We start from the raw sequence: 12152 nt of genomic DNA on the forward strand, positions 1-12152 counted from the left end.
CAGTGACAACCATCACCCCCGATCCCGGGAACCGGAACGGGAACCGACCGGGAGCGGCCCCCTCACTTCGCGAGAGGCCGGGTGCGCCCGGTACGCTCACCGCCGTGCCCCACGCTGAACAGTCCCAAACCATCCAGAAGGACGCCCCTGTGAACTACCCGGGAGCGCCCCGCCCGGATCGGCTCCGGCCGACCACCCTCGGCGAGCTGGCAGCCCGGCTGGGAGTCGAATCGCCCGGATCCGGTGAGGTCACCGGCATCACCCATGACTCACGGGCGGTGCGGCCCGGCGATGTGTACGCGGCGCTGCCCGGCGCCCGCCTCCACGGCGCCGACTTCGTGACCCAGGCGGCCGGCCTCGGCGCGGCGGCGGTCCTCACCGACCCGACGGGTGCCGAGCGCGCCGCCGCCACCAGCCTGCCGGTGCTGGTCACCGAGAACCCGCGCGGCCGGATGGGCGAACTCGCCGCGGAGATCTACGGGCGGCCCGGCGCCGACCTCCTGCAGATCGGCATCACGGGAACGTCCGGGAAGACCACCACCGCGTATCTCATCGAGGGCGGTTTCCGGGGTGCCGGACGTAGCACCGGGCTGATCGGCACCGTCGAGACACGGATCGGCGACGAGCGCATCAAGTCCGAGCGCACCACCCCTGAAGCGACCGACCTCCAGGCCCTGTTCGCCGTCATGCGCGAGCGCGGCGTCGACGCGGTCGCCATGGAGGTCTCCAGCCACGCGCTGGTGCTCGGCCGGGTCGACGGCTGTGTCTTCGACGTCGCCGTCTTCAACAACCTCAGCCCGGAGCACATGGAGTTCCATTCCGGCATGGAGGACTACTTCGCCGCCAAGGCCCAGCTGTTCACGCCGGAGCGCAGCCGGCGGGGCGTCGTCAACTTCGACGACGAGTACGGCCGCAGGCTGATCACCGGGGCGTCCGTTCCGGTCGTCACCTTCTCCGCCGAGGGCCACCTGGACGCCGACTGGCGCGCCGAGGACGTCGAAGTCGGTCCGCTGGGCTCCACCTTCACCGTGGTCGGGCCCAAGGGCGAGCGGATCACCGCCAGGGCCCCGCTGCCCGGCCCGTTCAACGTCGCCAACACGCTCGCCGCGATCGTCACGCTGGCCGTCGCGGGCGTCGACCCGCAGACCGCGGCCGACGGCGTCGCCGCCGTCCCCGGAGTCCCCGGCCGACTGGAACGCGTCGACGCCGGACAGCCGTACCTCGCGCTCGTCGACTACGCGCACAAGACCGACGCCGTCGAGTCAGTCCTGCGCTCCCTGCGCAAGGTCACCGAGGGCAAACTGCACATCGTGCTCGGCTGCGGCGGCGACCGCGACACCACCAAACGCGGACCGATGGGGGCGGCAGCTGCCCGGCTCGCCGACACCGCCGTGCTGACCTCCGACAACCCCCGCTCCGAGGACCCTCTGGCCATCCTCGCCGCGATGCTCTCGGGCGCCGCCGAGGTGCCCGTCCACGAGCGCGGCGAGGTCCTGGTCGACGCCGACAGGGCCGCCGCCATCGCCGCCGCGGTCGCCCGCGCCCGGCCCGGTGACACCGTGCTGATCGCCGGCAAGGGCCACGAACAGGGCCAGGACATCCACGGAGTGGTACGGCCCTTCGACGACCGTACGGTGCTGCGCGCGGCCATCGCCCGTTCCTTGGGGCAGGAGAGCGCCGACGACGCCCCCGAGGACACCCCGGACCTCGCCCACACCCACGAGAACAACAGTCAGGGATGACCAAGTGATCGCCCTTACCCTCGCCGAGATCGCCGATATCGTCGGCGGGCAGTCGCACGACATACCGGATCCGGCAGCGACCGTCAGCGGACCTGTCGTCATCGACTCCCGAGCGGTGGAGCAAGGCAGCCTGTTCGTCGCCTTCGCCGGTGAGCGGGTCGACGGCCACGACTATGCGCAGCGCGCCGTCGAGGCGGGCGCGGCAGCCGTACTGGCCGCCCGCCCCGTCGGCGTCCCGGCGATCGTCGTCGACGACGTCGTCGCCGCGCTCGGCGCCCTCGCCCGGACCGTCGTCGGACGGCTCGGCACCGCCGTCGTCGCTCTCACCGGCTCCGCGGGCAAGACCTCCACCAAGGACCTGATCGCCCAACTCCTGGAGCGCAAGGGTCCCACCGTCTTCCCCGCGGGCAACCTCAACAACGAGATCGGACTGCCGCTCACCGCCCTGCGCGCCACCGAGAGCACCGAACACCTCGTCCTCGAGATGGGTGCGCGCTACATCGGTGACATCCGCTACCTCACCGGACTGATCCCGCCGCGGATCGGCCTCGTCCTCAACGTCGGCACCGCACACATCGGTGAGTTCGGCGGCCGCGAGCAGATCGCCATCGCCAAGGGCGAGATGGTCGAGTCGCTCCCCGAGGACGGAGTCGCCGTCCTCAACGCCGACGATCCGCTCGTGCGCGCCATGTCCTCCCGTACGAAAGCCCGGGTGCTGCTCTTCGGCGAAGCCGCGGATGCGGACGTACGGGGAGAGAAGGTCCGTCTCACCGACGACGGCCGCCCCGCATTCACGCTCCACACACCCACCGGGTGCAGCGATGTGACCATGCGCCTGTACGGTGAGCACCACGTGTCGAACGCGCTCGCCGCGGCCGCCGTCGCCCATGAGTTGGGCCTGTCCGCAGACGAGATCGCCGAAGCGCTCTCCGAGGCGGGCACCCTCTCCCGCTGGCGCATGGAGGTCACCGAGCGTCCGGACGGCGTGACGTTCGTCAATGACGCCTACAACGCGAACCCCGAATCCATGCGAGCAGCGCTGCGCGCGCTGGTCGCCATGGGGAAGGGCCGGCGTACGTGGGCGGTGCTCGGCCCCATGGCCGAGCTCGGCGACGCCTCGCTCACCGAGCACGACGCGGTCGGACGGCTTGCCGTCCGGCTCAACGTCAGCAAGCTCGTCGCGGTCGGGGGCAGAGAGGCCTCCTGGCTGCAACTGGGCGCATACAACGAGGGTTCGTGGGGTGAGGAGTCGGTGCACGTGTCCGACGCACAGGCTGCCGTCGACCTGTTGCGCAGTGAACTGCGCGCGGGAGACGTCGTGCTGGTGAAGGCGTCCCGGTCGGCCGGCCTGGAAAAGGTCGTCCAGGCACTGCTGGAGAACTCGACCGAGGGCGAGGTCACCGGCCGATGAGGCAGATCCTCTTCGCGGGGGCCATCGGGCTCTTCCTGACCCTGGTCGGTACCCCGCTGCTGATCAAGCTCCTGGCCCGCAAGGGGTACGGGCAGTTCATCCGCGACGACGGCCCGCGCAGCCACGGCAGCAAGAAGGGCACGCCCACCATGGGCGGCATCGCCTTCATCCTGGCCACGCTGATGGCGTACGTCCTGGCGAAGGTGATCACCGGCGAGCAGATGCGCTTCTCCGGTGTGCTGGTCCTGTTCCTGATGACCGGTATGGGACTTGTCGGGTTCCTCGACGACTACATCAAGATCGTCAAGCAGCGTTCGCTCGGCCTGCGGGCCAAGGCGAAGATGGCCGGCCAGCTGATCGTCGGCATCGCCTTCGCGGTGTTGTCGCTCCAGTTCGCCGACGGCCGCGGCAACACCCCGGCCTCCACCAAGCTGTCGTTCGTCACGGACTTCGGCTGGTCGATCGGCCCGGTGCTGTTCGTCGTCTGGGCGCTGTTCATGATCCTCGCCATGTCCAACGGCGTGAACCTGACGGACGGTCTGGACGGTCTGGCCACCGGCGCCTCCGTGATGGTCTTCGGCGCCTACACCTTCATCGGGCTGTGGCAGTTCCAGGAGTCCTGTGCCAACGCGGTCTCCCTGACAAACCCCAACGCCTGCTTCGAGGTCCGCGACCCGCTCGACCTCGCCGTCGTCGCCTCCGCGTTGATGGGCGCCTGCTTCGGCTTCCTGTGGTGGAACACCTCGCCCGCCAAGATCTTCATGGGTGACACCGGTTCGCTGGCGCTCGGCGGCGCGCTCGCGGGTCTCGCGATCTGCTCCCGCACCGAGTTCCTGATGGCCATCCTCGGTGGCCTCTTCGTGATGATCACCATGTCCGTGGTCATCCAGGTCGGCTCCTTCAAGATGACCGGCAAGCGGGTCTTCCGAATGGCGCCGCTCCAGCACCACTTCGAACTCAAGGGCTGGTCCGAAGTCCTTGTCGTGGTCCGTTTCTGGATCATCCAGGGCATGTGCGTGATCGTCGGACTCGGTCTCTTCTACGCAGGGTGGGCAGCCGCCAAGTGAGCAACCAGGACTGGCAGGGCAAGCACGTCACCGTCGCCGGGCTCGGTGTCAGCGGTATCCCCGCCGCCCGTGTCCTGAACGGCCTCGGCGCCGTCGTCACCGTGGTCAACGACGGGGACGACGAGCGTTCCCGTGCACAGGCCGCCGAGCTGGAGGCGCAGGGAATCACCGTGCGCCTCGGCGACGGGGCGACCCTGCCCGAGTCCACCGAGCTCATCGTCACCACCCCCGGCTGGAAGCCCGACAAGCCGCTCTTCGCAGCAGCCGCCGAGGCGGGTGTCCCGGTCTGGGGCGATGTCGAGCTCGCCTGGCGGCTGCGCGGCCACGACGGCAGGGAACCGGCCCCCTGGCTCGCGGTCACCGGCACCAACGGCAAGACCACGACCGTACGGATGCTCGCCTCGATCCTGGAGGCTGCCGGGCTGCGCACGGCGGCCGTCGGCAACATCGGGGTCTCCCTGCTGGACGCGGTGCTCGGTGACGAGACGTACGACGTACTCGCCGTCGAGCTCTCCAGCTACCAGCTGCACTGGGCGCCCTCGCTGCGAGCACACTCCGCGGTCGTCCTGAACCTGGCGCCCGACCATCTCGACTGGCACGGCTCCATGGAGGCGTACGTCGCGGACAAGGGCAGGATCTACGAGGGCAACCGGATCGCCTGCGTCTACAACGCGGCCGACAAGGCCACCGAGGACCTGGTCCGGCAGGCGGACGTCGAGGAGGGCTGCCGCGCCATCGGCTTCACCCTCGGGACCCCTGGACCGTCCCAGCTGGGCGTCGTCGACGGCATCCTCGTCGACCGGGCCTTCGTGACCAACCGGCAGAAGCAGGCACAGGAGCTCGCCGAGGTCGGGGACGTCAACCCGCCCGCCCCGCACAACATCGCCAACGCCCTGGCGGCCGCGGCGCTGGCCCGCGCGTTCGGCGTCGAGCCCAGGGCGGTCCGGGACGGGCTGCGGGCCTTCCGCCCCGACGCGCACCGCATCGAACATGTCGCGGACGTCGCCGAAGTCGCGTACATCGACGACTCCAAGGCGACCAACACCCATGCCGCGGAGGCCTCCCTCGCGGCGTACGACCCGATCGTCTGGATCGCCGGCGGCCTCGCCAAGGGCGCCACCTTCGACGAACTGGTGAGCGGGGCCGCGAAGCGGCTGCGCGGCGTCGTGCTGATGGGCCGTGACCGGGCACTGATCCGCGAAGCCCTCACGCGACACGCCCCCGAGGTCCCGGTCGTCGACCTCGAGCGGACCGACACTGGGGCGATGTCCGAGGCGGTCCGCGAGGCGGCACGGCTCGCCCGGCCGGGAGACACCGTACTGATGGCCCCGGCCTGCGCCTCGATGGACATGTTCGCCAATTACAACAAGCGGGGCGAGGCATTCGCGGACGCGGTCCGCGCACTCGCCGACGAGAGCGCCTGACGGGTCCGGCCGCCGCGCCGTACTGTCCCGGAGAACCGGGCACGGACGGCTCCGCCGCGTGCCCCGGCCCTCGGCAGCAGCCCCGGGGCACGAGCAGTGGAGGGGACAGCGACAATGCCGGCCGACGAGAGCTCCGCCGCGCGCGGTACAGGCCGCTCACAGGCGACCGCGGCGATCAGCCGGGTGCTCGCACCGCCCCTCCTGGCCTCAGCCCGCCTGGCAGGGCCCCCGGTGCCCGCCGGTCTCGCTCTGCGCGGCAGGCTGGCGGCGGGCACCGGCCGACGGCCTGCGGTGCCGCGCTCCAGGGGCCACGACGGCTCCGGCCCGCGCACCCCCCGCAGGAGTGGTGTGCGGCGGATGTACGAGCAGGCACGCCGGGCCTGGGACCGCCCGCTGACCGCGTACTACCTGATCCTCGGCGCCGGCCTGCTGATCACCGTGCTCGGCCTGGTGATGGTCTACTCCGCCTCGATGATCAAGGCGCTGGAGCTGGACAAGCCCGGCACGTATTTCTTCCGTAAGCAGTTCCTCGCGGCGGTCATCGGCTCCGCGCTGCTGGTGATCGCCTCCCGGATGCCCGTCAAGCTCCACCGGGCGCTCGCCTACCCGCTGCTCATGGGCACGGTCTTCCTGATGGTGCTGGTCCAGGTGCCGGGGATAGGGATGTCGGTCAACGGCAACCAGAACTGGCTCTACCTGGGCGGCCCCTTCCAGCTCCAGCCCAGCGAGTTCGGCAAGCTGGCCCTGATCCTCTGGAGCGCCGATCTGCTCGCCCGCAAACAGGACAAGCGGCTGCTGACGCAGTGGAAGCACATGCTGGTGCCGCTCGTCCCGGTCGCCTTCATCCTCCTCGGGCTGATCATGCTCGGCGGCGACATGGGAACTGCGATCATTCTCACCGCGATCCTCTTCGGCCTGCTCTGGCTGGCCGGGGCGCCCACCCGGCTCTTCGCCGGGGTGCTCGCCGTCGCGGGAGTCCTTGCCTTCCTGCTGATCAAGACCAGTCCGAACCGGATGTCACGCCTCAGCTGCATGGGGGTCAGCGAACCCGGCCCCGACGGCTCGTGCTGGCAGGCGGTGCACGGCATCTATGCTCTGGCGTCCGGCGGATGGTTCGGATCCGGGCTGGGTGCGAGTGTGGAAAAATGGGGCCAACTGCCCGAACCTCACACCGACTTCATCTTCGCCATCACCGGGGAGGAACTGGGGTTGGCGGGGACGCTGTCGGTACTCGCCCTCTTCGCGGCTCTAGGCTATGCGGGTATCCGCGTGGCCGGACGCACGGAGGACCCCTTCGTGAGGTACGCCGCGGGAGGTGTGACCACCTGGATCACGGTCCAGGCCGTGATCAATATCGGTGCGGTGCTCGGCCTGCTGCCGATCGCCGGGGTCCCGCTCCCGCTGTTCTCCTACGGAGGATCGGCCCTGCTGCCGACCATGTTCGCTGTCGGGCTGCTGATCGCGTTCGCGCGAGAGGAACCCGCCGCGAAGGCGGCCCTGGCCATGCGGAGGCCCGGGGTGAGATGGAAGACGATGAGACGGCGCGTCAAGAAGCGTCCGTCCGGAGAGCGGTGAATTTCGGTGCATGTCGTACTCGCCGGTGGGGGGACCGCCGGCCACATCGAGCCCGCGCTTGCCCTCGCGGATGCCCTGCGCAGGCAGGACCCGAGCGTGGGAATCACTGCCCTGGGCACGGAGCGCGGACTCGAGACCAGGCTCGTACCCGAGCGGGGGTACGAACTGGCGCTGATCCCGGCCGTCCCGCTGCCGCGCAAGCCCACCCCCGAGCTGATCACGGTCCCGGGGCGGCTGCGCGGCACCATCAAGGCCGCCGAGCAGATCCTGGAGCGCACCAAGGCGGACTGCGTGGTCGGCTTCGGCGGCTACGTCGCCCTGCCCGGCTACCTGGCCGCCAAGCGGGCCGGGGTGCCGATCGTCGTCCATGAGGCGAACGCCCGGCCGGGCCTGGCCAACAAGATCGGTTCCCGGTACGCCCACGGGGTCGCCGTGTCCACCCCGGACAGCAAGCTCCGCGGTGCCCGCTACATCGGCATCCCGCTGCGCCGCACCATCGCCACCCTGGACCGGGCCCGGGTGCGCCCGGAGGCGCGCGACGCGTTCGGCCTCGACCCCAACCTGCCGACGCTGCTGGTCTCCGGCGGTTCGCAGGGCGCCCGCCACCTCAACGAGGTGATCCAGCGGGTCGCCCCGCTGCTGCAGCGCTCCGGGATCCAGATCCTGCATGTGGTCGGCCCGAAGAACGAATTGCCGCGCATCGACAACATGCCCGGGATGCCGCCCTACGTCCCGGTACCGTACGTGGACCGGATGGATCTCGCGTACGCCGCGGCCGACATGATGCTCTGCCGCGCGGGCGCGATGACCGTCGCCGAACTCTCCGCCGTCGGGCTGCCCGCCGCCTACGTCCCGTTGCCGATCGGCAACGGCGAACAGCGGCTCAATGCCCAGCCGGTGGTCAACGCCGGCGGGGGTCTGCTGGTGGACGACGCGGCGCTCACCCCCGAGTGGGTGCAGAGCAGTGTCCTCCCGGTGCTTGCGGATCCGCACCGTTTGTATGAAATGTCCCGCGCCGCCGCCGAGTTCGGCCGCAGGGATGCCGACGACCTGCTCGTCGGCATGGTGTACGAGGCGATTGCCGCACGCCGCAACGCGTGAGGCGGGCGGGTCCGGGGGCGTCGCCCCCGGACCCGGCATAAGGAGCGAGCGTGGCCGGACCGACGACCGCCCGGCGCGGTGCAGGGCAGCAGCAGGACGACCCGGCCCGCCCGCCGCGCCCCACCGGGCGCAGACTGCCCAGCCGCAGACTGCTGATCGTGATCACCGTCGGCGTCCTGCTGCTCGCTGCGGGCTCCGTCTGGGCGCTCTACGGCTCGTCCTGGTTCCGGGCCGAACAGGTCACGACCACCGGTGTCGACGTACTGACCCCGGCCGAGGTGGAGGCCGCCGCCGCGGTGCCGATCGGGGCACCGATGGTCTCCGTGGACACGGCCGCCATCGCGGACCGGTTGCGCCAGAAGTTGCCTCGTATCGACTCGGTGGATGTCGTACGGTCATGGCCGCACGGCATCGGACTTAAAGTGACCGAACGCAAACCGGTCCTGTTGATGAAAAAGGACACAAAGTTCATTGAAGTGGACGTGAAAGGTGTCCGTTTCGCCACGGTGGACAGGGCGCCGAAGCGCGTGCCGCTGCTGGAGCTGACCCCCGATCAGTCGGCGAGTCTGCGCCGCTTCGGCAGCGGTCGGCTGGTGCGGGAAGCGGTCCGGGTCGCGGGTGAACTCCCCGGCGCAGTCGCCAAGGACACCCAGGTCGTGCGGGTCACCTCGTACGATTCGATCTCCCTGGAACTGACCGGTCACCGCACGGTGGTCTGGGGCAGCGGCGAAGAGGGGCCGGTGAAGGCAAGAGTCCTCACCGCTCTCATGAAAGCGGCTCCCAAAGCGGGACACTTCGACGTGAGTGCACCCACCGCTCCTGCGGTGTCGGGCAGTTGACGCGCATTTCGCCTGGCCAGCACCCTGGTTGGTCAGCGCTACGGGTGATCACATAGGGTGAAAAGAAAAACGGGAGGTTCGGCGTGTTCGTTGAACGTGCGCCACTTGTCGACTTAGTGTCCTGTTCGGAAGAGTCCAAGAAGCAGACACACTGGTAACCCTAAACTTCAACGTTAGGGTTTGGGTCGGCGTTCGGACCGTCCCAATCGGCATCAGTCGTCGCCGCGGGAAACCCGCGAAGCGACGACACGTAACTCGAGGCGAGAGGCCTTCGACGTGGCAGCACCGCAGAACTACCTCGCAGTCATCAAGGTCATCGGTGTCGGCGGCGGTGGTGTCAATGCCATCAACCGAATGATCGAGGTCGGTCTCAAGGGCGTCGAGTTCATCGCGATCAACACTGATGCGCAAGCCCTGTTGATGAGCGACGCCGACGTCAAGCTCGACGTCGGCCGTGAACTCACCCGCGGCCTCGGCGCCGGGGCCAACCCGGCCGTCGGTCGTAAGGCGGCAGAGGACCACCGTGAGGAGATCGAGGAGGTCCTCAAGGGGGCCGACATGGTCTTCGTCACCGCCGGAGAGGGCGGCGGCACCGGCACCGGCGGCGCACCCGTCGTCGCCAACATCGCGCGCTCGCTCGGCGCCCTCACGATCGGCGTGGTCACCCGCCCGTTCACCTTCGAGGGCCGGCGCCGCGCGAACCAGGCGGAGGACGGCATCGCCGAGCTCCGCGAAGAGGTCGACACCCTCATCGTCATTCCCAACGACCGACTGCTGTCCATCTCGGACCGCCAGGTGAGCGTGCTCGACGCGTTCAAGTCGGCCGACCAGGTACTGCTCTCGGGTGTCCAGGGCATCACCGACCTCATCACCACCCCGGGTCTGATCAACCTCGACTTCGCCGACGTCAAGTCGGTCATGTCCGAGGCCGGATCGGCGCTCATGGGTATCGGCTCGGCCCGCGGCGACGACCGCGCGGTGGCCGCGGCCGAGATGGCGATCTCCTCGCCGCTCCTGGAGGCGTCCATCGACGGCGCCCGTGGCGTCCTGCTCTCCATCTCCGGCGGCAGCGACCTCGGTCTCTTCGAGATCAACGAGGCCGCCCAGCTGGTGAGTGAGGCGGCCCACCCGGAGGCGAACATCATCTTCGGTGCGGTCATCGACGACGCACTGGGTGACGAGGTGCGGGTCACCGTGATCGCCGCGGGCTTCGACGGCGGACAGCCGCCGGCCCGTCGCGAGAACGTCCTCGGGGCGGGCGCCGGCAAGCGCGAGGAGCAGGCTCCGCCGGTCCGGTCCGCCGAACCGGTGCGCCAGTCCGGCGGGCTCGGCTCCGTGCCTGTACGCGAGGAGAGCCCGGCCCCGGCCGAGTCCGTACCGGTGGCGAGCGAGACCTCGATGTCGCCGGTCTCCCAGCCGCACGTCCCGCCGGCCCGTCCCGCCTACCAGGACACCCAGGCCGAAGAGCTGGATGTTCCGGACTTCTTGAAGTGATAGGCCGGCACCACGCAGTGACCGCAGTGTCCTCCGTGTCCTCGGGGGGTGGCGCTCACTTCGCCTTCACCGACAGGTGGGGCGGGGTGAGCGCCGCTCCGTACGGGGAGCTCAACCTCGGCGGCGCGGTCGGGGACGACTCCGCCGCCGTTCTCGCCAACCGCGAGCGCGCCGCCCGCAGCCTCGGTCTCGATCCGACGCAGGTCGTCTGGATGAACCAGGTGCACGGGCGGGACGTGGCGGTCGTCGACGGGCCCTGGCCGGACGGTTCCGAGATTCCCGCGGTGGACGCGGTGGTGACCGCGCGACGCGGACTCCCGCTCGCCGTGCTCACCGCCGACTGCACCCCGGTACTTCTCGCCGACCCGGTCGCCGGGATCGCGGCGGCGGCACACGCCGGCCGTCCCGGTCTGGTCGCCGGAGTCGTTCCCGCCGTGGTCGGGGCCATGGTGACGCTCGGCGCGGAGCCCTCCCGGATCACCGCGCACACCGGCCCGGCCGTCTGCGGACGGTGTTACGAAGTCCCGGCGGAGATGCGGTCCGAGGTGGCCGAGGCAGTTCCCGGATCGTGGTCCGAGACCAGTTGGGGGACGCCGGCCGTGGATGTCACCGCCGGGGTCCATGCCCAGCTCGAAGCCCTCGGGGTGCGGGATCGGCACAAGTCGCCCGCCTGCACCCTGGAATCGGGCGACCACTTCTCGTACCGCCGCGACCGCACCACCGGGCGGCTCGCCGGATATGTCTGGTTGGACTGATAGGGCATGACGGACCGTAAGACTCAACTCGCCGCAAATCTGGCACAGGTGGAGCAACGTATTGCTTCCGCCTGTGCCGTTGCAGGCCGCAAAAGGGGAGAAGTGACCCTCATCGTGGTCACGAAGACCTATCCCGCGAGCGATGTGCGAATCCTGCATGAACTCGGTGTGCGCCATGTCGCGGAGAATCGTGACCAGGATGCGGCACCCAAGGCAGCCGCTTGTGCGGATCTGTCGCTCACATGGCACTTTGTCGGACAACTGCAGACGAACAAGGTTCGTTCTGTGGCGAGTTATGCCGATGTCGTGCAGTCGGTCGACCGGACCAAGTTGGTCACGGCCCTCTCGGCCGCCGCCGTGCGCGGTGGGCGCGAACTCGGGTGTCTCATCCAGGTCGCCCTCGACGCGGAGGGCGGCGAGCGCGGTGACCGGGGCGGCGTCGCGCCGGACGGGATCGAGGAGTTGGCCGACGCGGTTGCCGCCGCGCCGGGGCTCCGGCTCGACGGTCTGATGACCGTGGCGCCGCTCGCCGGACCGTACGCCGGGCGGCAACGCGCGGCATTCGACCGGCTGATGGAATTCTCATCCCGCCTGCGCGGGAACCATCCGGCTGCGAACATGGTCTCTGCAGGGATGAGTGCGGACCTCGAAGAAGCGGTTGCGGCCGGAGCGACACATGTGCGCGTCGGTACTGCGGTACTCGGAGTCCGACCCGGGCTCGGGTAACGTCGCCAAGCAAGTCGG

General features: G+C 69.9%; 10 protein-coding genes. All 10 read left to right on the forward strand.

The window, feature by feature from the left end; all coding sequences use genetic code 11:
• The first annotated feature begins 2 nt into the window (after positions 1-2).
• Positions 3-1742 (forward strand): UDP-N-acetylmuramoyl-L-alanyl-D-glutamate--2,6-diaminopimelate ligase, encoded by a 1740-nt coding sequence (locus OG963_RS32155; protein WP_371799728.1) that lies wholly within the window; start codon positions 3-5, stop codon positions 1740-1742.
• Positions 1743-1746: 4 nt separating this feature from the next.
• A complete protein-coding gene (gene murF, locus OG963_RS32160; protein ID WP_371799729.1) occupies positions 1747-3153 on the forward strand; it encodes a UDP-N-acetylmuramoyl-tripeptide--D-alanyl-D-alanine ligase in 1407 nt (468 codons plus the stop codon).
• The gene (gene mraY, locus OG963_RS32165; RefSeq protein ID WP_030919322.1) at positions 3150-4220 is read left to right on the forward strand and encodes a phospho-N-acetylmuramoyl-pentapeptide-transferase; all 1071 of its coding nucleotides are present in this window, start codon (positions 3150-3152) and stop codon (positions 4218-4220) included. The genes murF and mraY overlap by 4 nt, the downstream gene beginning before the upstream one ends.
• Complete coding sequence (murD, locus tag OG963_RS32170; RefSeq protein ID WP_093771621.1) at positions 4217-5644, forward strand: UDP-N-acetylmuramoyl-L-alanine--D-glutamate ligase; 1428 nt, start codon at positions 4217-4219, stop codon at positions 5642-5644. Before mraY ends, murD begins: the two co-directional genes overlap by 4 nt.
• Before the next feature lie 114 nt (positions 5645-5758).
• A complete protein-coding gene (gene ftsW, locus OG963_RS32175; RefSeq protein WP_177309221.1) occupies positions 5759-7219 on the forward strand; it encodes a putative lipid II flippase FtsW in 1461 nt (486 codons plus the stop codon).
• 6 nt (positions 7220-7225) lie between these two features.
• Positions 7226-8320, forward strand: a complete 1095-nt coding sequence (murG, locus tag OG963_RS32180; protein WP_030919344.1) for an undecaprenyldiphospho-muramoylpentapeptide beta-N-acetylglucosaminyltransferase — start codon at positions 7226-7228, stop codon at positions 8318-8320.
• Between the two features lie 50 nt (positions 8321-8370).
• The gene (locus tag OG963_RS32185) at positions 8371-9159 is read left to right on the forward strand and encodes a cell division protein FtsQ/DivIB (RefSeq protein WP_030919347.1); all 789 of its coding nucleotides are present in this window, start codon (positions 8371-8373) and stop codon (positions 9157-9159) included.
• Positions 9160-9435: 276 nt separating this feature from the next.
• On the forward strand, positions 9436-10653 hold the full coding sequence (gene ftsZ / locus OG963_RS32190; protein ID WP_030919348.1) for a cell division protein FtsZ: 1218 nt from the start codon (positions 9436-9438) through the stop codon (positions 10651-10653).
• Positions 10650-11408: a peptidoglycan editing factor PgeF gene (gene pgeF / locus OG963_RS32195; RefSeq protein WP_177309222.1), complete on the forward strand. Its 759-nt coding sequence runs from the start codon at positions 10650-10652 to the stop codon at positions 11406-11408. Before ftsZ ends, pgeF begins: the two co-directional genes overlap by 4 nt.
• 6 nt (positions 11409-11414) lie before the next feature.
• On the forward strand, positions 11415-12134 hold the full coding sequence (locus OG963_RS32200; RefSeq protein WP_093771627.1) for a YggS family pyridoxal phosphate-dependent enzyme: 720 nt from the start codon (positions 11415-11417) through the stop codon (positions 12132-12134).
• Positions 12135-12152 lie beyond the last annotated feature (18 nt).

The sequence above is a fragment of the Streptomyces sp. NBC_01707 genome (genome assembly GCF_041438805.1).
Taxonomy (GTDB): Bacteria; Actinomycetota; Actinomycetes; order Streptomycetales; family Streptomycetaceae; genus Streptomyces.